Annotated in this window: 20 protein-coding genes and 1 pseudogene; 7 read left to right on the forward strand and 14 right to left on the reverse strand. The window is 68.8% G+C overall.

Features of this window, described 5'->3' with window-relative positions; translation table 11 throughout:
* Positions 1-15: 15 nt before the first annotated feature.
* Entirely contained in the window at positions 16-1,098 is a 1,083-nt protein-coding gene (gene trpD, locus CFK38_RS12470) for an anthranilate phosphoribosyltransferase (protein WP_096803367.1), read from the reverse strand.
* 235 nt (positions 1,099-1,333) lie between these two features.
* Here trpD and ctaE point away from each other — a divergent pair, with 235 nt between their 5' ends.
* From ctaE to qcrB, 4 genes are all read left to right on the forward strand, one after another.
* The gene (ctaE, locus tag CFK38_RS12475; protein ID WP_096803368.1) at positions 1,334-2,068 is read left to right on the forward strand and encodes an aa3-type cytochrome oxidase subunit III; all 735 of its coding nucleotides are present in this window, start codon (positions 1,334-1,336) and stop codon (positions 2,066-2,068) included.
* Between the two features lie 88 nt (positions 2,069-2,156).
* Positions 2,157-2,957 carry a cytochrome bc1 complex diheme cytochrome c subunit gene (qcrC, locus tag CFK38_RS12480; RefSeq protein ID WP_096803369.1) on the forward strand — a complete coding sequence of 267 codons (801 nt, stop codon included), beginning with the start codon at positions 2,157-2,159 and terminating at the stop codon, positions 2,955-2,957.
* Positions 2,958-2,965: 8 nt separating this feature from the next.
* Positions 2,966-4,057 (forward strand): cytochrome bc1 complex Rieske iron-sulfur subunit, encoded by a 1,092-nt coding sequence (gene qcrA / locus CFK38_RS12485; protein WP_096803370.1) that lies wholly within the window; start codon positions 2,966-2,968, stop codon positions 4,055-4,057.
* A 4-nt stretch (positions 4,058-4,061) separates the two neighbouring features.
* Positions 4,062-5,741, forward strand: coding sequence for a cytochrome bc1 complex cytochrome b subunit (gene qcrB / locus CFK38_RS12490; RefSeq protein ID WP_096803371.1), 1,680 nt, complete (start codon positions 4,062-4,064; stop codon positions 5,739-5,741).
* A 282-nt stretch (positions 5,742-6,023) separates the two neighbouring features.
* Here the strand turns inward: qcrB and istB are convergent, their stop codons facing one another.
* From istB to CFK38_RS12545, 11 genes and pseudogenes are all read right to left on the reverse strand, one after another.
* The gene (gene istB / locus CFK38_RS12495) at positions 6,024-6,806 is read right to left on the reverse strand and encodes an IS21-like element helper ATPase IstB (RefSeq protein ID WP_096803372.1); all 783 of its coding nucleotides are present in this window, start codon (positions 6,804-6,806) and stop codon (positions 6,024-6,026) included.
* The gene (locus CFK38_RS12500) at positions 6,803-7,900 is read right to left on the reverse strand and encodes a Mu transposase domain-containing protein (protein ID WP_245851032.1); all 1,098 of its coding nucleotides are present in this window, start codon (positions 7,898-7,900) and stop codon (positions 6,803-6,805) included. Before CFK38_RS12500 ends, istB begins: the two co-directional genes overlap by 4 nt.
* 58 nt (positions 7,901-7,958) lie before the next feature.
* On the reverse strand, positions 7,959-9,221 hold the full coding sequence (locus tag CFK38_RS12505; RefSeq protein ID WP_096802761.1) for an IS256 family transposase: 1,263 nt from the start codon (positions 9,219-9,221) through the stop codon (positions 7,959-7,961).
* A gap of 83 nt (positions 9,222-9,304) precedes the next feature.
* Positions 9,305-9,790, reverse strand: a pseudogene (locus CFK38_RS12510) (IS21 family transposase); the annotation flags it as partial.
* Positions 9,791-10,062: 272 nt separating this feature from the next.
* Positions 10,063-10,344: a hypothetical protein gene (locus tag CFK38_RS12515; protein ID WP_245851034.1), complete on the reverse strand. Its 282-nt coding sequence runs from the start codon at positions 10,342-10,344 to the stop codon at positions 10,063-10,065.
* Positions 10,345-10,750: 406 nt separating this feature from the next.
* Positions 10,751-11,167, reverse strand: a complete 417-nt coding sequence (gene ctaF / locus CFK38_RS12520) for an aa3-type cytochrome oxidase subunit IV (protein WP_096803373.1) — start codon at positions 11,165-11,167, stop codon at positions 10,751-10,753.
* Position 11,168: 1 nt separating this feature from the next.
* Complete coding sequence (gene ctaD, locus CFK38_RS12525) at positions 11,169-12,881, reverse strand: aa3-type cytochrome oxidase subunit I (protein ID WP_096803374.1); 1,713 nt, start codon at positions 12,879-12,881, stop codon at positions 11,169-11,171.
* Positions 12,878-13,816, reverse strand: coding sequence for an aa3-type cytochrome oxidase subunit II (gene ctaC / locus CFK38_RS12530; RefSeq protein WP_096803375.1), 939 nt, complete (start codon positions 13,814-13,816; stop codon positions 12,878-12,880). Before ctaC ends, ctaD begins: the two co-directional genes overlap by 4 nt.
* Before the next feature lie 386 nt (positions 13,817-14,202).
* Entirely contained in the window at positions 14,203-14,562 is a 360-nt protein-coding gene (locus tag CFK38_RS12535) for a HesB/IscA family protein (protein ID WP_096803376.1), read from the reverse strand.
* Positions 14,563-14,671: 109 nt separating this feature from the next.
* Positions 14,672-14,965 (reverse strand): hypothetical protein, encoded by a 294-nt coding sequence (locus CFK38_RS12540; protein ID WP_096803377.1) that lies wholly within the window; start codon positions 14,963-14,965, stop codon positions 14,672-14,674.
* Positions 14,962-16,374, reverse strand: a complete 1,413-nt coding sequence (locus CFK38_RS12545; protein ID WP_096803378.1) for a dipeptidase — start codon at positions 16,372-16,374, stop codon at positions 14,962-14,964. The genes CFK38_RS12540 and CFK38_RS12545 overlap by 4 nt, the downstream gene beginning before the upstream one ends.
* A 101-nt stretch (positions 16,375-16,475) precedes the next feature.
* Here CFK38_RS12545 and CFK38_RS12550 point away from each other — a divergent pair, with 101 nt between their 5' ends.
* Positions 16,476-17,069: a DUF3043 domain-containing protein gene (locus CFK38_RS12550; RefSeq protein ID WP_096803379.1), complete on the forward strand. Its 594-nt coding sequence runs from the start codon at positions 16,476-16,478 to the stop codon at positions 17,067-17,069.
* A gap of 114 nt (positions 17,070-17,183) precedes the next feature.
* Here the strand turns inward: CFK38_RS12550 and aspS are convergent, their stop codons facing one another.
* Positions 17,184-19,001: an aspartate--tRNA ligase gene (gene aspS / locus CFK38_RS12555; RefSeq protein ID WP_096803380.1), complete on the reverse strand. Its 1,818-nt coding sequence runs from the start codon at positions 18,999-19,001 to the stop codon at positions 17,184-17,186.
* A 337-nt stretch (positions 19,002-19,338) separates the two neighbouring features.
* Between aspS and CFK38_RS12560 the strand changes: the two genes are divergently transcribed.
* Positions 19,339-21,291 (forward strand): DEAD/DEAH box helicase, encoded by a 1,953-nt coding sequence (locus CFK38_RS12560; protein WP_096803381.1) that lies wholly within the window; start codon positions 19,339-19,341, stop codon positions 21,289-21,291.
* A 77-nt stretch (positions 21,292-21,368) separates the two neighbouring features.
* Here the strand turns inward: CFK38_RS12560 and trxA are convergent, their stop codons facing one another.
* Complete coding sequence (trxA, locus tag CFK38_RS12565) at positions 21,369-21,752, reverse strand: thioredoxin (RefSeq protein WP_096803382.1); 384 nt, start codon at positions 21,750-21,752, stop codon at positions 21,369-21,371.
* A 199-nt stretch (positions 21,753-21,951) separates the two neighbouring features.
* On the opposite strand from trxA, the gene CFK38_RS12570 reads away from it, so the two are divergent.
* Positions 21,952-23,058, forward strand: coding sequence for an IS110 family RNA-guided transposase (locus tag CFK38_RS12570; protein WP_096802321.1), 1,107 nt, complete (start codon positions 21,952-21,954; stop codon positions 23,056-23,058).
* Positions 23,059-23,151 lie beyond the last annotated feature (93 nt).

A 23,151-nucleotide genomic window follows, 5' to 3' on the forward strand; every position in this document is an offset into this window, starting at 1 on the left:
GCGCGACATGCCTGTTCAGCCGCGGCGGGCGACGACCTCCTGCGAGGCGGCGGCCCAGCTCTCGACCAGCGCGGCCGGGCGGCCGGAGTCCAGCGCCGCGGCGACCTCCGCGTAGGCGGCGGCGAAGCGCTCCTCGAATCCGTCCGCCGCCGCCTCATCGATCCCGTCGAAGGCGACCACCCCGGCGGCGGCGTTGAGCAGCACTGCATCACGGATCGCGCCCATCCGCCCCGTACGGACACCGGCGTAGAGATCACGCGCGACCTCGGCGTTCTCCTCCGCACTGCCGCCGCGCAGCGCATCGTGCCCGCTGCGCGGCACCTCCAGCAGCACCGAGGGGTCCAGCACGTGCTCACGCACCTGCCCGCCACGCACCTCCCAGACGTCCGAGGGGGCGGTGACGGTGAGTTCGTCCAGACCGTCGTGGCCGCGGAAGACCAGAGCACTGGTGCCGCGAGAGGCGAAGACCCCCGCGACCGTGGGTGCGATCACGGTGTCCGCGACGCCCACTGCGCTGGCACGCGGCCGGCCCGGATTCGTGATCGGGCCGAGGATGTTCATCACGGTGGGGATGCCCAGCCCTCGGCGCGCCTCGGCCGCGAACTTCATCGACGGATGGAACACCTGGGCGAACAGGAAGGTCATACCGATCTTCCCCACCAGGTCCTCCACGTCCTGCACCGGGAGATCCAGCCGTACGCCGAGGGCCTCCAGCACGTCCGCCGACCCGGATCTCGAGGTGGAGGCCCGGTTCCCGTGCTTGACCACCGTCCTGCCGGTGGAGGCGATCACCATCGACGCCATCGTCGAGATGTTGACCGTCTGCGCGAGGTCGCCGCCGGTGCCGACGATGTCGACCGCCTGCCGCGGCACCTCGACGGCGTGGGCGTGGGCGATCATCGAGTCCGCCAGCGCCTCCAGCTCGCTGCTGGTGACCCCTTTGGCCTGCAGAGCGACCAGGAAGCCGGCGAGCTGCACGGGGCTGGCGGCGCCGGCCATGACCTCGTCCATCGCCCAGGACGCCGCGGCCGCTTCCAGCTCCTCGCCGCGCACCAGACGCGACGTGATCCGTGACCAGGTCAGGGTGTTCTCGCTCATGACCCGATCATCGCATCACCGGCTCCCCGACCGTCGACCTGCTCACGGAACGGATCACGGAACGGTCACAGCCCCGCAGGGGCCGGTCACCAGGAGTGATCGGACGCGTGTCCTGGTTCGTGACACGTCGTCAGGAGGGATATGCTGGCCCGGTCCGCCCGGGGCGCAGGCCCCGCGATGTGCTCGGTCGTCGTGTACCGGCACACCGAATCTGACGACACGACATAATGGTGACGTGACTACAGCGACCCTGACTGAGCGCCCCTCCGCCGCTGCCGCCCCAGCGGTCGGCCGCCCGAACCCGACGCAGATAGGCACCCTGGTCTGGCTCGCGAGCGAGCTGATGTTCTTCGGCGGCTTGTTCGCGATGTTCTTCACCCTGCGCTCGATGGCGCCGGATACCTTCACGGCCGGTGAAGCCAACTTCAAGCACGGCTACGCCCTGCTGAACACCTCGATCCTGGTGTTCAGCTCGGTCACCTGCCAGATCGGCGTCTTCATGGCCGAGGGCCGGTTCCCCTGGGGCCAGCCGTTCCCGCCCCGCAAGCGCCGCGAGGGCTCGGTCTTCAACGTCGCCGGCTGGGGAATGATCGAGTGGTACACGCTCACCTTCATCCTCGGCGCGATCTTCGTCTCCGGTCAGGCCTTCGAGTACACCGAGCTCGTCCATCACGGTGTGACGATGTCGTCCTCGCCGTTCAGCTCGATCTTCTTCCTCGCCACCGGCTTCCACGGCATCCACGTGATCGGCGGGCTGATCGCCTTCCTGATGGTGCTGATGCGGGCGTACGTGGCGGAGGAGTTCACCGCGCACGAGCAGGTCTCGGCGATCTGCATCTCCTACTACTGGCACTTCGTCGACGTGGTCTGGATCGTGCTGTTCTTCATCGTGTACATGCTCGACCCGCTCATGGCGCTCGGCGATTCGGGGCACGTGATCCCGGTGACGTTCGACTGGAGAATCTTCTGATCCCCGCAGAAAGCCCGGTCAGCGCGCCCGGCTCCACCCCAGCATCCCCCTCCTCCGTCCGTCCCCTCCACGAAACGAGGTCCGCACCGTGAAGGCTCTCGCCGCACGTCGTCATCACCCGATGGCGCTACTCGTGATCCTGCTGCTCGCGCTCGTCGCGACCGGCGGGCTGTACGCGGCTCTCCAGCCGCAGACGGCACAGGCCGAGGCCTACACGCAGGACGATGTCGAGGCCGGCGAGGCGCTCTTCCTCGCCAACTGCGCGACCTGCCACGGCCGCAACGCCGCCGGCCTCACCGATGCCGACGGCAGCGCGCTCGGCCCCTCGCTGATCGGTGTGGGCGCCGCCGCGGTCGACTTCCAGGTGGGCACCGGCCGCATGCCGATGCAGTCCTCCGGCGTGCAGGCGCCCCGCAAGCCCCCGCAGATGACCGAGGAGCAGACCCGCCAGCTGGCGGCCTACGTCGCCTCCCTGGGCCCCGGCCCCGCGGTCCCCGCCGAGGAGTGGCTGGACACCAGCCAGGGCGACGCCACCAAAGGCGGCGAGATCTTCCGCATCAACTGCGCCATGTGCCACAACGCCGCCGGCGCCGGTGGTGCGCTGACGCGCGGCAAGTACGCCCCGCCCGTCATCGGCGTCGAGGCCAAGCACGTCTACGAGGCGATGGAGACCGGACCGCAGAACATGCCGGTCTTCAACGACAACAACCTCAACCCCTCCGACAAGCGCGATGTCATCACGTACCTCGAGGAGCTCGAGGAGAACGGCTCCCCCGGCGGCATCTCCCTGGGTTCGCTCGGTCCGGTGACCGAGGGCCTGTACGCGTGGACGATCATCCTGTCCCTGCTCCTGGGCTGTGCAGTCTGGTTGGGAGCGAAGGCGAAGTGAATGCGAGCATGAACAACACTCCCGACGGCAGCCCGTCCTCCCGTGGTCTCAGCGCGGTCGCCCCCAAGGAGGGCGGCGGCTTCCCGAACCCGGGCCTGCCTCCCCACGTCCCTCGTCAGGCAGACCTCTCCAAGGTCGCTGAGAAGCGCGCCGAGCGCATCGTCGCCACCATGTTCCTGCTGTCGGTCGTGGGCACCGTCGTGTTCATCGCGGCGTACTTCGTGGTGACACCGACCGGCATGAACATCTTCGCCGAGGAGGGATCCCCGAGCGCCCTGTGGTGGTCGAACCTCGTCACCGGACTCGGTTTCGCAGCGGCCATGTTCTTCATCGGTGCGGCCGCGGTCCACTGGGCCAAGACCCTCATGCCCGATGACGAGATGGTCGAGGAGCGCCACGACATCCGCAGCTCCGATGAGACCCGAGAGGCCGCGGTGGGCATCATCACCGACGGCCTGGAGGAGTCCGGCATCGCGCGACGCCCCCTGATCGTCACCGCGATGGTGGCTTCGCTCGTGGCTCTGCCGATCGCGGTGCTCGCCCCGCTGTCCACGCTGGGCCCGCTGCCGGGCAACAAGCTCCACCACACCTTCTGGGGTCAGCACCCGCGCCAGCGCCTGGCCCGGGATCACGACGGCACGCCGATCAAGCTCTCCGACGTCGCGCTGAACTCGATCTTCCATGTCATGCCCGAGGGTCTCAATCACGAGACTCCGCACCTCCTCGAGGAGCGCGCGAAGGCCGCAGCGGTGATCGTCCGCATCGACCCGGCGCTCTCCAAGAACGAGCAGAGTGCGTCGATGGGCGTCGAGGGCGTGCTCGCGTTCTCGAAGATCTGCACCCATGTGGGCTGTCCGGTGGCGCTCTACGAGCAGCAGACCCACCACATGCTCTGCCCGTGCCACCAGTCCACCTTCGACGTCACCGACGGCGCCAAGGTGATCTTCGGCCCGGCACACCGTCCGCTCCCCCAGCTGCCGATCGAGGTGGACGACGAGGGGTACCTCGTCGCCCCCGGTGACTTCACCGAACCGATCGGGCCCAGCTTCTGGAACATCCACAAGGACAAGCCCATGTCCGACGCGCCCAAGGACAAGTGATCTCGTGACGACCACGACTCCCAGCACCCGGAAGCAGGCTTCCGTCGACGCGGACAGCTCCCGCGTCTACCAGCTCGGCGCAGTAGGCGGCGACTGGCTCGACCAGCGCGTCGCCGGCGGCGGCTTCGTCAAGTTCATGGCCCGGAAGATCTTCCCCGACCACTGGTCATTCATGTTCGGCGAGGTGGCGCTGTACAGCTTCGTCATCCTGCTGATCTCGGGCACCTTCCTGACGATGTTCTTCGACCCCTCCATGGAGGAGGTCGTCTACAGCGGTCCGTACGTGCCACTGCAGGGCATGACCATGTCGAGGGCGTACGAGTCCACGCTCGAGATCTCCTTCGAGCTCCGCGGCGGCCTGCTCTTCCGCCAGATGCACCACTGGGCGTGCCTCGTGTTCATGGTCGCGATCTTCGTGCACATGTTCCGGGTGTTCTTCACCGGCGCCTTCCGCAAGCCGCGCGAGCTGAACTGGATCGTCGGCTTCACGCTCATGATCCTGGGCATGGTCGCCGGCTTCTCCGGCTACTCCCTCCCGGACGATGTGCTCTCGGGCAACGGTGTGCGGATCATCGACGGCCTGATGAAGGCGATCCCGGTGGTCGGCACCTACCTGTCCATGCTCCTGTTCGGTGGCGAGTTCCCCGGCACGGACATCATCCCTCGCCTGTTCACGATCCACATCCTGCTGGTCCCGGCGATGATCCTCGGACTCATCGGCGTCCACCTGGTGCTGCTGGTGCTGCACAAGCACACCCAGTACCCCGGTCCGGGCCGCACCGAGCGCAACGTCGTCGGCTTCCCGGTGTTCCCCGTGTACGCGGCCAAGGCCGGTGGGTTCTTCTTCCTGGTCTTCGGCGTCATCACGCTGATCTCTGCGACGACCTCGATCAATGCGGTGTGGGTCTACGGCCCGTACGACCCCTCCCCCGTCTCGGCGGGCTCGCAGCCGGACTGGTACATGCTCTGGACGGACGGCGGGCTGCGCCTGATCCCGGGCTGGGAGTTCACCATCTTCGGGTACGTGATCTCGCTGAACATGCTGATCCCGATGGCGCTGTACGGTGCTCTGCTCGCCTTCCTCGCGCTGTACCCGTTCATCGAGGCCTGGGTGACCGGTGACGATCGTGAGCACCATCTGAACGATCTGCCCTACAACGCCCCGGTGCGCACCGGGCTCGGTGTCTCCTGGATCATGGTCTATCTGATCCTTGCGCTCGCGGCGACGAACGACATCATCGCGATCGGTCTGAATCTCTCCATCAACGACCTGACCTGGGCGTTCCGCATCGCGATATTCGTGGCTCCGGTCCTGGCCTTCTTCATCACGAAGCGACTGTGTCTGTCGATCCAGCGCCAGAAGCGACAGAAGGCCCTCCACGGCGAGGAGACCTCTCGCGTGGTCCGCACGGGCACCGGCGAGACGCTGGAGATCCACGCTCCGCTCAGCGACTACGACCGCTGGGTCCTGGTCCAGCACGACGACTACCGTCCGCTCAGCGCGGGCAAGGGCATCTCCTCGCTGCGCGCCAAGGCGACCAGCTTCTTCTTCAAGGACCGCATCGAGCCGGTCACGCCGGCGGAGCTGCGAGCAGCGCTCGAGCACGCCGGCCACGAGAAGCACGTCATCGACGAGGCGACCGGCGGGGACTACCGCACCCCGGCCGAGAAGGTCGTGCACTGAGTCGACCACCGTGCCGGTCCACGGCACACGGGACGGGCCCCGGGGGAATCTCCTCCCTCGGGGCCCGTCCTTCGTGCTGCGCACATCGCGCGGGCATCCACCGCTCGGTCGACGCAAGAGCCTCTGCGCAGGCACCGGAGCGTGCACCGCTCCCCTGCGCTCCTGAGCGGTCGTCAGCGCGGTGTCAAGGGACATCGGGATCTCCCTGTGGGCGGACAGCTGATCTCCCTGTCCGCGGACAGTTCATCTCCCTGTCGGCGGTCGGTTGATCTCCCTGCGGGGTTAGGTCAGGGGGACGACGCCGCGGCCGGCGGTGGCCTCGGCCAGTCGCATCGAGGTGCCCTCGGTGGTTATGACGTGGGCGTGGTGGAGGAGCCGGTCGACGGTCGCGGTGGCCAGGGTCTTGGGCATGAAGGTGTCGAACCCGGCGGGGTGGAGATTGCTGGTCACGGCCAGGCTCCGGCGCTCGTAGGTCGCATCAACGAGGCGGTAGAACGCCTCGGCAGCGGCCTGCCCGGCCGGCAGCATGCCGATGTCATCAACGACGATCAGGTCGGCACGGGTGATCCGGGCGATGACCTTGTTGATCGACCCATCGACGCTGGCCCGCCCGATCGCGGCGGTAAGTGACTCGAGCGTGAACCAGGAGACTCGCATGTCAGCGTCGATCGCCTGGTGGGCGATCGCCTCGATGAAGTGGGTCTTCCCGGTGCCGGAGGGGCCACTGATGGCGAGGTTCTCAGCGCGGTGGATCCATTCCAGGGTCGCCAGCGCTGACTGGGTCGGGGCCGGGATCGTGGAGGCGTTCTCCTGCCAGGTATCGAAGGTTTTCCCTGCCGGCAGGCCGGCGCTCTTGCGGCGGGCGGTCTTGGTGGCCGCGTCCCGGCCCCTCACCTCTTCCGCCAACAGGACGCGGAGGACCTCGGTGGGGTCCCAGCGCTGGGACTTCGCGGTGGCCAGCACGTCCGGGGCGGCAGCGCGGAGATAGGGCATGCGCATGCGTTTCAGGACCGCGGTGAGATCCTCGGGCAGCGGCGGGGCAGACATCGTCGTGGTGGCAGTCATCGGGTGGTCTCCATGCTCGTGGTGGTGGTGAATCCGGCCCAGCTGGTGGTGCCGGGCTGGGCGGAGTGGGCCTCATCGGCGATGACCAGGTCGGCGGCCGCGGCACCGCTTAAGTGGTGATCCACGATCATCGCGAGGTCACCCTCGGCGAACCGTCCGGCGGTCGCGGCGATCCCGAGGCCGGCATCAACCTGATCGGTGCCGACCAGAGCGGCCAGCTCGAGCGCGGCGGTCATCTTCGCCCGGATCCGCACGGTCCCGGCGGCAGAGGCCTCGATCAGCCAGGCCGTGGCCCCATCACCCAGGGCGAGGAAGTCCCGCTCGGCGCTGGTGCGGGCTCGCGGTCGCGGGATCCGGGGCGCGCCGCTGGGGTCCTGGGGATGGTCGGGATAGTGAGCCAGGTCGATCCGGGGAGTGCCCGGGGTGGAGAGGCGATGACGGGCAACCTCGACCAGCCCGCGCCGCTCACCCGCCCAGTCCGGGATACGGGCCAGGGCGTCGAGGTCGGCGATGATCACCAGCTCCATCCCCGCGGCTCGGACCCAGACCTCGGCCCCGACCAGTCCCGGCGGGGTCGAGTACCGCACCGACCCGAACCGCACCGTCTGATCGGTGTTCACGGACCGGGTCTGGCCCAGCGCCATCGTGTGTGGAGCCGCCGGCAGCACGTGCAGGCGAGCACGTTCCTCGACCAAGGCCTCGGCGGGGATCCGTGCGGATTCCCGATGGACGCGCGTGTTGACCTTGTTGGTGAACGTCTCGCAGGCGGCCTCGAGCTCGGCGAACGAGGCGTAGTCGGCGCGGAGGTTCGCATCGGTGGGGACCAGATCAGCTTTCGCGATCTTCACCGTCGCCTCGGTCCCGCCCTTGGACTCCGGATCGAAGGGGACACAGGTATGGACCTGCATGCCGTAGTGCCGGCCGACCTCGACGATCTGCGGATGACGGACCGGGACGCCAGCGACGTGATCGATGGAGACGGTCCTGGGGTTGTCGGTCAGGACGTAGGTCGGGACCCCGCCGAGGCGGTGCAGCGTCGCATCCAGGCACGTGATCAGCGTCGGCAGGGTCTGGTCCCAGACCGGGATCACCACCCGGAGGTGTCAAATCTTCTGTGTAAGGGGCCGGTCGATCAGCCTCTCTGCCGGGTGGTCAGAGCGGAAGTCGGTTGGGGAACTGGACGGCGAAGGCGTTGAGGGCTTGGTGCCATCCCTGGGTGCCGGTTCCGAGCTTTCCACCACGGTGGGTCTCGATGTTCCGGATACCCAGATAGACCAGCTTGATCGCCGCCTCGTCCGAGGGGAATGAGCCCCTCGTCTTGGTGATCTTCCGGAGCTGGTAGTTGATCGACTCGATCTGGTTCGTCGTGTAGATGACCTTCCGGATCTCGGGGGTGAACGCCAGGAACGGGATGAAGTCTTCCCACGCGTTCCGCCACGCCAGCACCGCCCCCGGCGCCTTGCTGCCCCAGCCCTCGGCGAAGGCCTCCAGCGCCAACTCAGCGGCCGCCACGGTAGCCGCGGTGTAAATCGGCTTCATGTCCTTGGCCATGGTCTTGCGGTCGGAGTAGGAGGCGTACTTCATCGCCGAGCGCAGCAGGTGAACCACGCAGGTCTGGACCACGGTCTCGGGGTAGATGCTGTTCACCGCGGCCGGCAGCCCGGTCAGTCCGTCACAGCACAGGATCAGAATGTCCTTGGTGCCCCGGTTCCGGATCTCGGTCAGGACGTTGGCCCAGAACTTCGCGCCCTCGGTGACCCCCAGCCAGAGGCCCAGGACCTGCTTGCGACCCTCCAGATCCACGCCTACCGCGACGTGGCAGGCCTTGTTGGTCACGACTCCGCCGTCACGGATCTTGAGCCAGATCGCGTCGATATAGACGATCGGATACACCGTCTCCAAAGGGCGGGACTGCCACTGAGCCACCTCGTCAGCGACCACGTCGGTGACTCTGGAGATCGTCGCGGCGGAGACCTTCGAGCCGTAGATCTCCTCGAGGTGGGAGCCGATGTCGCGGGTGGTCATCCCGCGGGCATACAGCGACAGGATCATGTCCTCGACCCTGCCCAACCGGCGGGTCCTCTTCGGCACGATCACCGGCTCGAACGAGCCGTTGCGGTCCCGCGGGACGGTGAGCTCCACCGGCCCCTGGAGGGTATGGACGGACTTGGTGGTCTTGCCGTTACGGGAGTTGCCCGTGCCGGCACCGGCGGGGTCGCCGGCCTCGTAGCCCAGGTGGTCGCTCATCTCGGTCTCCAGAGCCCGCTCCAGCACGGCCTGAGTCATCCGGGACAGCAGCTCCTCGACCCCGTGGCGGCCCTCTCCGAGGTCCTCGGCAGCGTTGACGAGGGCGTCGACCTGGTCGGCGCTCAGCACCCCGGCAAGAGGGTTCTGGGCATCAGTGGTATCGGTCATGTCATCGGTCCTATTCAGAGGCGAGCCCGCAGGTCACACCTCGATTAGAGACCGGACCCTTACACAGTCAATGAAACACCCTCCACCACCCGGAAGCGTGACCATGCCAGCCACGCGCAGAACAGCCACGTCCGCCGCAGCGCACCGTCCGGGCCAGGGATCTTTGGGCCCTCGCCCCAGTCGAACTGCAGCCACAGCCCCGGCTCCGTGATCCACGGCCTGTAGGTGCGCCGGTGCCCGGCCCGCCACGCAGCCTTGGCTCGCGCGACCGCCCGCCGAGTGGTCCGCTCCGTCCCCGTGAATCCCAGCGCGGCCAGCCGTTCATGGACCACGTCCGCGCGGACCTTGCCGCTGGAGCGATCGACCCATTCCTCGATCTTCGGCAGGAACCCATCGAGCATCTGCGGCCGCCGGCCCGGGCCCGTCACCGGAGCGCCCGCATCCCGCGCAGCGACGTAACGGCGCACCGTCTTCGCGTCCACCCCTGCGAGCTCCGCGGCCGAGTGCGCGCTGCCAGTGGCGTCGAACGCTTCCAGAATTTCCATGATCTCCCTGTCAGACTTCTTCATGCGTCCCTCCGGTGGGTACCTGCTCGTGGTGGTAGAAGACCTCGAGCAAACCCCGGAGGGACGCGCATTTCGGGACCGACACGGCCCGATCCCATGGCTACTGACAGGGAGATCAACTGTCCGTCAGCAGGGAAGTCCGTGTCCGCCTACAGGGAGATTGGCATGTCCGCTAGCACGCGGCCCGGTGCTCGAGCGGCCGGATCCCCACGAGCCTCCCTGCGCCGCGCCGGAGCGCCACTGCCCGACCTCGATCGCTGATGCTCCGCGCAGGGTCAGAGCACGGTGGGCGGGTGGGGGCGCCGACCGGGCGCCGCCGGCCGGCCGGCGGCGGCCTCGACGAGATAGCGCGCAGCCAGCACCCCGAGGCGGCGGTCCGCCCGTCGCAGGGCACGCAGAGAGCGCAACGGGGCGGTCGAGGGGTCCAGCTGTGCGCTGCGCAGGGTCTCGGTCGCCCAGGTCGTCGCGGCCGTCAGAGCGGGGTCCTCGGGGAACAGACCATGCAGCTGCCTCTGCGCACGCTCCGCCGGGCCCTGGCTGCTGCCGATCATGCTCATCGTCCCCTCCTCGGTGGCCGCGACGCCACCGAGCGGAGTCCTCTCCGCCGGGTCCGCAGCTGCTGGGCGTCACGCTAGCACCGGACGGCAGGCTGTCGCCGGGCCCGGCAGCCGCTCTCTGCGCGAACCCCGGGTACGGGCGCGTTCATCGGCGCCTCGTTCTCGAGGGACTGCATATATCGGGTGTCATCCGAGATACAGACGATTGACGCCTTGTCGCCGACATCGGGAACCGGTACCCGTCGCCCGAGCTCCCCCGCCAGCCGGCGGACGCACGCCATCGGGTCGCCCTCACCGGTTCCGCGGTCGCCGGATCGAGTCGGCGCACGGACAGCAGAAGGCCCCGCATCGAACGATGCGGGGCCTGCGCTGCCTGACGGACTCCCGGGGAGCCGCCGCTGTCAGCTCAGTGCGCGTGCTGGCCGGAGGAGAACTCCAGGACCCACAGGAGCACTCCATAGATGGCGAAGATGACGCCGAAGGCGAAGATCCACCAGCCGGCGGCCACGCCGAGGAAGCACAGCGCAGCACCGATGGCGACCCAGAGCGGCGCCCAGCTGTAGGGCGAGAAGCTGCCCTGCACGCCGGAGTTGGCGGAGACCTCGCCGTCCAGATCGTCCGAGGCGTCGAGCTCATGCTTGCGGGAGGCGATCGTGAGGGTCATCGCGATCATGAAGCCGAGCCCGGCCAGGGCCAGGACGGCCGGGAACCCGACGGTCTCGATGCCGAGCGGTTCGTAGCGATAGGTGACGAACCCGTAGGCGATCGCCACGACCAGGAAGAAGGCTCCCAGGATCCAGAAGATCTTTGCGCTTGCTCTCATGTCAGTTCGTCCTCGGGTTCAGGGCGGGCTCTTCCGCGAGCATGTGATCCTGCAGCGCGACCTCCGGGTGATGCAGATCGAAGGCGGGACGCTCGGACCGGACGCGGGGCAGCGAGTGGAAGTTGTGGCGCGGCGGCGGGCAGGAGGTCGCCCACTCGAGGGACGCCCCATAGCCCCACGGATCGTCGACCTCGACCTTGACACCCTTGAGGTGCGTGAGCACCACGTTCAGCAGGAACGGCAGCGTGGAGACGCCCATGAGGAACGCGCCGACGGTGGAGATCTGGTTCATCCAGTCGAAGCCGTCCTCCGCCAGGTAGTTGACGTAGCGACGAGGTGCGCCGGCAACGCCCAGCCAGTGCTGGATCAGGAACGTCATGTGGAAGCCGACGGTCATCAACCAGAAGTGGACCTTGCCGAGCCCCTCGCTGAGCCGGTAGCCGAACATCTTGGGCCACCAGAAGTAGAAGCCCGCGAACATCTCGAACATCACGGTCGCCGCCATCACGTAGTGGAAGTGGGCGACCACGAAATAGGTGTCGGAGACGATGAAGTCCAGCACCGGGGAGGAGAGGATGACTCCCGTCAGACCACCGAAGATGAAGGTGGTGAGGAAGCCGAGGGTGAACAGCATCGGCGTCTCGAAGGTCAACGAGCCGCGCCACATGGTGCCGATCCAGTTGAAGAACTTCACGCCCGTCGGCACGGCGATGAGCATCGTCATGAAGGCGAAGAAGTCCAGCATCACCGCACCGGTGGTGTACATGTGGTGCGCCCACACGGTCACGGAGAGAGCGGCGATGGCGATCGTCGCGCCGACCAGCGTCTTGTACCCGAAGATCGGCTTGCGGGAGAACACCGGGATGATCTCGGTGGCGATGCCGAAGAACGGCAGGGCGAGGATGTAGACCTCGGGGTGGCCGAAGAACCAGAACAGGTGCTGCCACAGGACCGGTCCGCCGTTGGCGGCGTCGAAGATGTTCGCCTCGAAGCGTCGATCCGCGCCCAGCGCCAGCAGTGCGGAGGCCAGCGGCGGGAATGCCATCAGCACCAGCACGGCCGTGATCAGTGCGTTCCAGGTGAAGATCGGCATGCGGAACATGGTCATGCCGGGCATGCGCAGGCAGAGGATGGTGGTGATGAAGTTGACCGAGCCCAGGATCGTGCCGAAGCCCTGTAAGGCCAGGCCGAAGACCCAGAGATCACCTCCCAGGCCGGGGGAGAAGGTGGTGTCCGACAACGGCGCGTAGGCGAACCAGCCGAAGGAGGCCGCACCCATGGGAGTCAGGAACCCGGAGACGACGATGATCGAGCCGAACAGCGTGATCCAGAAGGCGAACATGTTCAGGCGCGGGAAGGCCATGTCCACAGCGCCGATCTGCAGCGGCACCAGGTAGTTCGCGAAACCGTTGAACAGCGGCGTGCCGAACATCAGCAGCATGATCGTGCCGTGCATGGTGAACAGCTGGTTGTACTGGTCCTTGGAGACCACGACCTGCAGTCCCGGCTCCCACAGCTCTGCCCGGATGCCGAGCGCGAGCAGGCCGCCGAACGCGAAGAACGTGAACGCCATGCCCATGTACATCATGCCGATCAGCTTGTGATCGGTGGTGGTCAGAAGATTGAAGAAGTGCCGGCCGAGGCTCGTCGGCCGCTCCTCCTGGAACCGTGTCGGCGCCGAGGTGCTCGGCGCTGCGGTGGTCTCGGTGCTCACTCGTTCTCTCCCTCGGTGCCAGCGGCGGCCGTCTCCTCGGAGTAGCGAGGACCGGCATCGTCAACCTTGTCGCGCATGCCCCACTCCTGGTCGTTACGGTTCAGATCCACACCGAGCTGACCCTCGTACCCCTGGGCGCGCAGTTCCTCCATGTGCGCGTCGAACTCCTCCGGGGAGACGACGACCACGTTGAACAGCATGTCGGAGTGGTACTCGCCGCACAGCTCCGCGCACTTGCCGGCGTAGACGCCCTCGCGGGTCGGGGTGACCTGGAAGGTGTTGGTGTGCCCCGGCATCATGTCCTTCTTGTACAGGAAGTCCACGACCCAGAACGAGTGGATGACGTCACGGGAGTCGAGGCGGAACTCGACGGTCTGCCCGACAGGCAGGTACAGCGTGGGCAGCGACTCGGCCGCGCCGGGCACGCCGGTGGCGAATGACTGCACGCCGGCGGGCTCGTGGACGTCGTCGTCGACGTAGTTGATGTCCCAGCTCCACTGCTTGGCCACGACGTTGACGGTGTAGTCGGGCTCGGCCACGTGCATCTCGACTTCACGGGTATCGCGCTGGGTGAAGTAGAAGAAGGTCAGCACCATGACCACCGGCACGAGCGTGAACATCAGCTCGAGGGGGACGTGGTAGCGCAGCTGGACCGGGAAGCCGGTGTCGTGCTTGCGACGCCGGTAGGCGATCGCGCACCAGAGAGTCAGTCCCCAGATGATGAGGCCGACGATGACCAGGACGACCCAGGAGCCGACCCAGATGTTGGCGATCCGTTCGGTCCGGTCGGTGACTTCCTGACCATCGGCCGGGCCGGGCATGTACCCGCGCTGCTGCGCCTGGGTGCAACCGGCGAGGACCAGTGTGGCCAGGGCGAGGCCTGCTGCCGCTGCGCGGCGTCCGCGTCGCGCGCGCTGGGGGACCTGGGGGATCACAGGGGATGACCTTCCGCTCGTCGTCTCCGGACCTCGGCACCGGGCCGGGCGCTCTGACTCGGCCGGCTCCGCGATCTGGAGCTGGTACTGATGTGGGCGGGACATGCCCACAGTGCCGCGCCCTTCCCCAGGGGAAGGACCTTGGCGGGCACGGGGCCCGCCCTTTGACGGCACAACGTCATCATACGGCTTCCCGGAGGTGCTGGGGCCACCTCGACTCGCCGCGATCCGTGCCGCCTCGGCGTCCGTGATCGGTCCGTGACCTCGAGGTCACCGGCCTCACACGGAAAAGGGCCCGGCCAGGTGACGTGATCGTCACCGGGTCGGACCCTGACCTCCTGACCGGCAGCCGTCGCAGCATGCATGGGCACCCCGGTCGATGCGGCTCAGCCGAAGGAGTCCCCGCAGGCGCAGGAGCTGCCCGCATTGGGGTTGTCGATCGTGAAGCCCTGCTTCTCGATGGTGTCGGCGAAGTCGATCACCGCACCGGCGAGGTACGGGCTGCTCATCTTGTCGACGACGACCTCGACCCCGTCGAAGTCCGCGACCAGATCGTTGTCCATGACGCGCTCGTCGAAGTACAGCTGATAGATCAGGCCGGAGCAGCCACCGGGCTGCACGGCGATGCGCAGGCGCAGATCGTCGCGACCCTCCTGCTCCAGCAGAGTGGTCACCTTCTGGGCGGCGCCGGGCGTGAGGTCGACGCCATGCGCAGCGGCGGGACGCTCGGTGGTGGGCGTTGTCATGAGGTCCTCCTCGAAACTCGTGTCCGGCCAGGATACGCCCCGCCGAGCCGGAACGGGGAGCGGAGGTCCCGGCGAGCCGTCGTGCCCCGGGATCCGGTGCGCCCGCGGGTCACAGCACGCCGCGGAACAGGGCCACCAGGATGATCCCGAGATATCCGAGCAGCACGCCGACCACCGCGCCCGTGGCCCCGTCGCGGCTGCGCCCCGTGAGCACCAGCGACGCGGCGACCACCAGGACCGCCGCCACCGCGATGAGCCCCCACCACACGAAGAAGTACCCGGCGAGGAAGCCGATCACGATGCCGCCGAGCAGCATCGGGACCAGCAGCGGCGAGATGGGGGTGCTCCCCTCGCCGCTCCCCGACCGCTGCGAGGGCCCCGGGCGCTGGGAGGGGTGGCTCATGCCTGTCCCCCACCGAGAGCGCCTGCCCCGCGCAGCAGCAGCGCTTCGGCGAGGCAGACCGTCGCGAACTCTCCCAGATGGAGCGACTCATCGATGCCGTGGGCCCGGGACTCCGGGTCCTCGACCCCGGTGACGAGGACCTCGGCCTGCGGGAACACCTCGAGCAGGTCGGCGATGAACGGGATGGAGCCGCCCAGTCCGGTGTCCACGGCGGGGGTGCCCCAGGCACGTGCGAAGGCGTCCCGGGCGAGGTCCATCGCCGGTGCTGCCTGGCGGGCGCGGTAGGGCTTGCCCTGCTCGCCGCGGCGGATCGTGACCTGTGCAGTGGCCGGCGCATGGCTCTCCAGGTGCGCGACCAGGGCCGCCATCGCCGCGGCGGGGTCCTCGCCCGGAGGGATCCGCAGGGACACCTTGGCCCGGGAGACGGGCACCAGCGTGTTGGAGGCCTCACGCACGCTCGGGGCGTCGATGCCGATCACGGAGAGCGCCGGACGGGTCCACAGTCGGGCGGTCAGCGAACCGCTGCCCGAGAGCTCCGCGCCCTCGACCACCCCGGCATCGCGCCGAAAGTCGGCCTCGTCCATCTCGACGGTCGGGTCCTCGGCGCGGGCGAGTCCCTCGACGGCCACCTCGCCGTTCTCGTCGTGCAGGGTGGCCAGCAGGCGGGACAGCTGGGTCAGCGCGTCGAGCACCGGCCCGCCGAACAGCCCGGAGTGGACGGCATGATCCAGCGCCCGCACCTCGACCACGAGATCCACCACACCGCGCAGGCTGGTGGTCAGCGCGGGCGTGCCCACCGCCCAGTTCGCGGAGTCCGCGACGATGATGAGATCGGCTTCGAGCCGGTCCCGATAGGTCTCGATGAAGGGACGGAAGGTCGGCGAGCCGGCCTCCTCCTCACCCTCGACGAAGACCGTCACCCCGATGCCGTCGGCGGCGAGCTCCTCGCCGACCAGGCGCAGAGCGGTGACATGGGCCATCACGCCGGCCTTGTCGTCCGCCGCGCCGCGGCCGTAGAGCCGACCGTCCCGTTCGACAGGATCGAAGGGGTCGCTGGACCAGTCCTCGACGGCCCCGGTGGGCTGGACGTCGTGGTGCGCGTACAGCAGCACCGTCGGCCGGCCCTCGGCGGCGGGGGTCCGTCCGATCACCGCCGGGCTGCCTCCCTGGACCGACTCGATGCTCACCTCGGCCATCCCGGCGCCGCGCAGCAGCTCGGCGACCGCCTCGGCGCTGCGGCGCACGGGTTCGCGGTCGTAGCCGTCGAAGGCGATCGACGGGATGCGCACGAGGTCCTTGAGGTCCTCGACGGCGGTCGGCAGCAGCGGCTCGAGCCGGGCGCGCAGTGCCTCGACCTCCTCGGCTCCACCGGTGCGAGCAGTGCGGGATGAGGGATCAGAAGTGCTCATGACCGTCACGGTACCGCCGCCGGGCGGCGACAGGGCCCGGCCGGGCCCGGTCGCGCGGGCCGCTCGGTGAGGGCACAGCCGACGTCGCCTAGACTGCTGCGGTGATCTTCCGCAAGTCCGAACCCCCGCCAAGCCCCGAGCCCGAGCCGCAGTCCGCGCGCCCCGGCTCGAAGGGACGACCCACCCGTACCCGCAAGGAGGCCGAGGCGGCTCGCCGTCGACCCCTGGTGGTCGATGACCGCAAGGAGGCACGTCGCCGGGACCGGGAGCGGGCCAGCCGCGAACGGCAGGAGTCCCAGCAGGCCCTGATGAGCGGCGATGAGAAGAAGATGCCGCCTCAGCACCGAGGTCCTGAGCGCAGCTATGTGCGGGATCTGGTGGACTCCCGTTGGAACATCGCGGAGCTCTTCTTCCCGGTCGCGCTGGTGTTCATGGTCATCTCGCTGGTCCTGCCCCTGATCCGTCCGGAGCTCACCACCACGTTGAGCACCGGCATGATCATCGTGCTGTGGGGCGGGATCGCCGTATGCGTGGTCGACAGCCTGTTCCTGCGCAAGCGGATCCGGCACCTGGTCACCGAGCGCTTCGGCACGGTCCAGCGCGGTCTGGTGGGCTACGGGATCATGCGGGCGATCCAGATCCGTCGCTTCCGTCTGCCCCGCGCGCAGATCAAGCACGGCCAGGCGCCGCGCTGAGCCGACCGGGCAGCTCTGCCTCGGCGCCACCGCCCGGGTGCGGCACCGCCACCGACGCGAGAACGGCCGACGCGAAGCTCCGCGTCGGCCGTTCCTCTGTGCGCAGACCCCGGTTCAGGCCCCCGGTGCCTGGTCCGGTGCGGTGCCGGCGGAGCCCGGTTCCGCCTGCTGTCCGCGCGGAGCAGGCGGGGTGTCGACCCCGGCCTCCTTGCGCTGCTGCGGGGTGATGGCCGCCGGAGCGGCGGTCAGCGGGTCGAAGCCGTTGCCGGTCTTGGGGAAGGCGATGACCTCACGGATCGAGTCCTCCCCGGCGAGCAGGGCCACGATCCGGTCCCAGCCGAAGGCGATGCCGCCGTGCGGTGGGGCACCGAACTGGAAGGCCTCCAGCAGGAAGCCGAACTTCTCCTGCGCCTCCTCCTCGCCGATGCCCATCAGGCGGAACACGCGCTGCTGCACGGACTGGTCATGGATACGGATCGAGCCGCCGCCGATCTCGTTGCCGTTGCACACGATGTCGTAGGCGTAGGACAGCGCCGCGCCGGGGTCGGTGTCGAAGGTGTCCATGAACTCGGGCTTCGGTGAGGTGAAGGCATGATGCACGGCGGTCCAGGCACCACCGCCCACGGCCACGTCGCCGGCGGCACGGGCATCGGCCGCGGGCTCGAACATCGGTGCGTCGACGACCCACACGAAGGCGAACTGCTGGTGATCGATCAGTCCGAGCCGCTCGGCGATCTCCCCGCGGGCCGCCCCGAGCAGGGCGCGCGAGGCCTTCGCCTCACCGGCGGCGAAGAAGATGCAGTCGCCGGTGGAGGCACCGGTCGCCTCACACAGACCGGCCTTCTCGGCCTCGGAGATGTTCTTGGAGACCGGTCCGGTGAGGGTGCCGTCCTCCTGCACCAGCACGTAGGCCAGGCCCTTCGCGCCGCGCTGCTTGGCCCACTCCTGCCAGGCGTCGAGCCGGCGACGGGGCTGGGACGCGCCCCCGGCCATGACGACCGCTCCCACGTACGGGGCCTGGAACACCCGGAACGGGGTGTCCTGGAAGTACTCGGTCATCTCGACCAGTTCGAGGTCGAAGCGCAGATCGGGCTTGTCGGAGCCGAAGCGGCGCATCGACTCGGCGTAGGTCAGGCGCGGGAAGGGGGTGGTGATCGGGTGACCGCCCGTGGCCCACACGGCGGTGAGGATCTGCTCGGCCAAGGAGATGATGTCCTCCTGGTCCACGAAGCTCATCTCGACGTCGAGCTGGGTGAACTCGGGCTGGCGATCGGCCCGGAAGTCCTCGTCGCGATAGCAGCGGGCGAGCTGGAAGTACTTCTCGATGCCGCCCACCATCAGCAGCTGCTTGAACAGCTGCGGGGACTGCGGCAGCGCGTACCAGGAGCCGGGGGCCAGGCGTGCCGGGACCAGGAAGTCACGGGCGCCCTCCGGTGTGGACCGGGTCAGCGTCGGGGTCTCGACCTCGACGAAATCCTGGTCCAGCAGGGTGTCGCGGGCGGCGCGGTTGACCTCGGAGCGCAGACGCATCGCGGCTGCCGGGCCCTGCCGGCGCAGGTCCAGGTAGCGGTAGCGCAGGCGCGCCTCCTCCCCCACCTCCGTGTGCTCGTCGAGCTGGAAGGGCAGTGGTGCCGAGACGCTGAGCACCTCGACCTCGCTCGCGGTGACCTCGATGTCGCCGGTGGGCAGCTGCGGGTTCTCGTTGCCCGCGGGGCGACGGCCGACGGTGCCGACGACCTTCAGCACGTACTCGTTGCGCAGGTGCATCGCCTCGTCCTCGCGCACCACCACCTGGGTGACGCCGCTCGCGTCGCGCAGATCGAGGAACGTCACGCCGCCGTGGTCACGGCGACGGCCGATCCAGCCGGTGAGGGTGACGGTCTGTCCGATGTGCTCCTGGCGGAGCTCACCGGCGGTATGGGTGCGCAGCACGAGGTGTCCTTCTGATGGGGTCGACAGGTCATGGCTCGCCCGAGAGCCGGGGCGCTCGGCGGCCGACACGCGCGAGGGCGTGAGTGGCCACCTTACCGCGCAGGGTGAGCGATCTCGCCACCGCGGCACTGTTGCTCGGGCCCTCCCGCCCGTAGACTCGACCACGGTCCGACCTGCGAGACAGCAGGTCTGTTTTCGCCCGAGATCGCCCGAGCCGCATCGTGCCACCGCACGGTCCTCGCTGCGCGAGATGTATGGGCGCCCACGCCCGTTGAACGGGCACTCACGCCCTGCGACACGTTAGGGCTTGTTCACCCCCTGACTGTCGAAGGACACCATGACCGACGTTTCCCCTGCCCACGACTCCGCCGCCTCCGAGCAGCCCGAGACCACCGCGCCGGCCGAGGTCGCCGCGGAGCCCGGCACCACCCGGGACGAGACCGCACAGACAGCTCCCGCACCCGCGGAGTCCGCGCAGCCGGAGGCCGCGCAGCCCGAGACCGCCGCGCCGGTCGAGCCGGAGGTCCCCGCTGCCCCCAGCTTCGACGACATCGCGCTGCCGGCTCCCCTGCGCCGCGCCGTCGATGAGCTCGGCTTCACCACCCCCTCGGCCATCCAGGCCCAGGCCATCCCGCCGCTGCTGGAGGGCCGCGACGTGATCGGCGTCGCCCAGACCGGCACCGGCAAGACCGCCGCCTTCGGCCTGCCGCTGCTGGCCGCGATCGATCCCTCGCGCCGTGAGGTGCAGGCCCTCGTGCTCGCGCCGACGCGCGAGCTGGCGATGCAGGTGGCCGACGCCATCGCCTCCTTCGCCACCTCCATCGGCGGGCTCGACGTGGTCGCCCTCTACGGCGGGTCACCGTACGGTCCGCAGGAGCGGGCCCTCGCCCGCGGTGCCCAGGTCGTCGTCGGCACCCCCGGCCGTGTGATGGACCACATGCGCCGCACGAACCTGCGCCTGGACACCGTCCGCTTCGCCGTCCTGGACGAGGCCGACGAGATGCTGCGGATGGGCTTCGCGGAGGACGTCGAGGAGATCCTCTCCCACTCCCCCGCCAGCCGACAGGTGGCGCTGTTCTCCGCCACCATGCCCTCGGCCATCCAGCGGGTCGCCCAGACCCATATGAACGACCCGGTGCGGGTGAGCGTGAGCCCGCAGTCCTCGACCGTCAAGAGCGTGACCCAGACCTACGCCGTGGTGCCGTTCCGGCATCGGACCGGAGCCCTGGCCCGGGTGCTGCAGACCTCTCCGGCGGAGGCCGCGATCGTGTTCGTGCGCACCCGCGCCGCCGCCGAGGAGGTCGGCACCGCCCTGCTCTCCCGAGGCCTGATCGCAGCATCGATCAGCGGCGATGTGCCCCAGAAGGAGCGGGAGAAGATCGTCGAGCGCCTGCGCGACGGTTCGCTGCAGGTGCTGGTCGCCACCGATGTCGCGGCCCGCGGCCTGGACGTCGAGCGGATCGGTCTGGTCGTGAACTTCGACGTGCCCAAGGAGGCGGAGTCCTACGTGCACCGCATCGGGCGGACCGGCCGCGCCGGGCGCTCCGGCGAGGCGCTGACCTTCATCGGCCCCCACGAGCGTCGGGCGCTGAAGAACATCGAGCGCGCCACCAAGCAGACCCTCGCCGAGGCGGACATCCCCTCGCCGCGCGATGTGTCCAAGCATCGTCTGGCCGCGCAGCTGACCAAGCTGCCCGAGCGCATCGAGCGGGGCCGCCTGGAGATGTACCGCGAGCTGATCGGCGAGTTCGTCACCGAGCACGAGCTGGATCCGCTGGAGCTCGCCGCCGCCCTGGGCGCGATGTCCGTGGGCGACGAGGGTCCCGGAGCCCCCTCCGAGGAGGAGGAGTTCACCGGGGCGAAGCTCTCCGGTGACGCCCGTCATGCAGAGCGCGGCCACCGCGGCGACGCCCCGACCACCGAGCGCGGCTATACCTCGTACAAGGTCGGTGTGGGTCACACCCACGGCGCGCGGCCGCCGGGCATCGTCGGTGCGATCACCGGCGAGGGCGGGCTGCACGGCAAGGACATCGGCAAGATCCAGATCTTCCCCAACTTCGCCCTGGTCCAGATCCGCGGTGCGCTGTCCTCCGAGCAGATGGAGCGGATCTCCCGGGCCAAGGTCGGCGGCCGCGAGCTGCGGATCGGCCCCGATCAGGGTCCGCGCGGCGGCAAGGGTCCGCGTCGGGACGGCGACCGTCCGTTCCGTCGTCATGACCGTCCCCACCACGACGACCGCGGCGGCCGCTTCGACTCGAAGCGTCGCCCCTTCCGTCGCAGCGAGGGCTGAGCACCCCGCGCCTGCTGGACGAGGAACGCCCCCGTCACCGGATTCCGGTGGCGGGGGCGCTGCACATGGCGGTGGGATCAGCCCTGCTGCTTCTCCTGCTCCTGCTCCTGCGCCTCGGCGTAGGCCTTGCGGACCTCCTCCATGTCCAGGTTCTTCACCTGGCCGATGAGGTCCTCGAGCGCGGACTGCGGGAGGGCACCGGCCTGGGAGAACACCGGGATGCCCTCGCGGTAGGCGACCAGGGTGGGGATCGAGGTGACGCCATAGCGCATCGCGAGCTCCTGCTGGTCCTCGGTGTCGACCTTGGCGAAGGTGACGTCCTCGTGGGTCTCGGAGGACTCCTCGAAGATGGGAGCGAAGCGCTGGCACGGCACGCACCAGCCCGCCCAGAAGTCGATCAGGACGATGCCGTCCTCGACGGTCTTGTCGTGGTTCTCGGTGGTCAGGGTATGCGTAGCCATGACCGGTGGAACGCCGCGGCATCCGGGATCATTCCCGCGATGCCGCGGTGTGACCCAGCTCATCAGAGCGGGATCCTCAGACGCTATGAGGGTGGCGGGGTTACCGGCTGGGTCTTGTGGCCCAGGGCCTCGCTATGAAGACTCGTGGATCACCCTGGTCGATGGGCGGCCGGGGTGCACACATTCATAGGAGGCCCTGGTGTTCACCGAGACTACAAGCCTGGGATTGGATGTCCATGCCCGTAGCGTCAATGCCGCTGCGATCGACTGCTCCACCGGCGAGGTGATCGAGAAGTCCCTGCCGAATGATCTGGTCGCTATCAGCGAGTTCGTCGAGGACCTCGCCCGTGGCCACGGTCCCTTGCGGATCACCTACGAGGCCGGCCCCACCGGCTTCACGCTTGCCCGGTTCCTGCTCGATGCTGGACATTCCGTCCAGGTCGCGGCCCCGTCGAAGCTGTTGCGACCAACGGGTGAGCGAGTCAAGACCGATCGGCGCGATGCGATGCTGCTGGCCCGTCTGGCGCGCAACGATGACATCGTCGCGGTGCGGGTCCCCACGCTCGCGGAGGAGTCCGCCCGAGATCTGGTCCGTTCCCGGGACGATGCCCGCCGCGACTTGATGAGTGCCCGGCACCGGCTCGGGAAGCTGGTGCTGCGCCGCGGTCACGTCTTCCCCGGCAAGACGACCTGGGGCCGGGAGCATGACGCCTGGCTGCGGGCCATCCGCCGTGACCACTTGGCCGAATATGGTTCCGGGACCGTGGCCGCGTTCGATGACGCCTACGACGCCGTCACCCACACTCTCGCCCGCCGCGATCGCCTTGATGTAACGATCTTGAACCTGGCCGAGGACAGCGAATTCACCGAGATCACCCACCGCCTGGCCTGCCTGCGAGGGATCTCCACTCTGACCGCGTTCGGTCTGGCGGTGGAGATCGGGGACTGGGACCGGTTCACCGGCTCGACGATCGCGGCCTACCTCGGACTGGTCCCCTCCGAGCACTCCTCTGGACAGACGAGGTCTCTGGGCGGGATCACCAAGACCGGCAACTCCCACGCCCGCCGGTTCCTGATCGAGTCGGCCTGGCACCACAAACCCGGCTACTACCCCGGCAAGACCCTGCGACAGGACTGGGCGAAGGTCCCGGCCGTGATCGCCGAACGCGCCGACCGCGGGAACCGACGTCTCCATCACCGCTGGATGGTGCTGGAAGCGCGCCGCAAACGCCACGCCATCGCGAATACCGCGATCGCCCGCGAACTGGCCGGCTGGTGCTGGTCCCTGGCCACCATGGAGGAATAACCCTATAGACCGCGTTCACGGGCGATCCAGAGCCTCTCGGGACGCAGCGTGAGGAGGAGACCAGCGCTTGGACTGTGAGCAGCCCCGGCAACA

This window comes from Brachybacterium vulturis, assembly GCF_002407185.1.
Lineage (GTDB): Bacteria > Actinomycetota > Actinomycetes > Actinomycetales > Dermabacteraceae > Brachybacterium > Brachybacterium vulturis.

Bases quoted from the DNA above. Each gene is read 5' to 3' on its own strand.
- ctaF (WP_096803373.1), bottom strand. From the start codon at position 11,167: ATGAGAGCAAGCGCAAAGATCTTCTGGATCCTGGGAGCCTTCTTCCTG.
- trpD (WP_096803367.1), bottom strand. From the start codon at position 1,098: ATGAGCGAGAACACCCTGACCTGGTCACGGATCACGTCGCGTCTGGTG.
- istB (WP_096803372.1), bottom strand. From the start codon at position 6,806: ATGACTGCCACCACGACGATGTCTGCCCCGCCGCTGCCCGAGGATCTC.
- CFK38_RS12535 (WP_096803376.1), bottom strand. From the start codon at position 14,562: ATGACAACGCCCACCACCGAGCGTCCCGCCGCTGCGCATGGCGTCGAC.
- qcrA (WP_096803370.1), top strand. From the start codon at position 2,966: ATGAACAACACTCCCGACGGCAGCCCGTCCTCCCGTGGTCTCAGCGCG.
- trxA (WP_096803382.1), bottom strand. From the start codon at position 21,752: ATGGCTACGCATACCCTGACCACCGAGAACCACGACAAGACCGTCGAG.
- CFK38_RS12505 (WP_096802761.1), bottom strand. From the start codon at position 9,221: ATGACCGATACCACTGATGCCCAGAACCCTCTTGCCGGGGTGCTGAGC.
- CFK38_RS12560 (WP_096803381.1), top strand. From the start codon at position 19,339: ATGACCGACGTTTCCCCTGCCCACGACTCCGCCGCCTCCGAGCAGCCC.
- CFK38_RS12545 (WP_096803378.1), bottom strand. From the start codon at position 16,374: ATGAGCACTTCTGATCCCTCATCCCGCACTGCTCGCACCGGTGGAGCC.
- CFK38_RS12540 (WP_096803377.1), bottom strand. From the start codon at position 14,965: ATGAGCCACCCCTCCCAGCGCCCGGGGCCCTCGCAGCGGTCGGGGAGC.
- CFK38_RS12515 (WP_245851034.1), bottom strand. From the start codon at position 10,344: ATGAGCATGATCGGCAGCAGCCAGGGCCCGGCGGAGCGTGCGCAGAGG.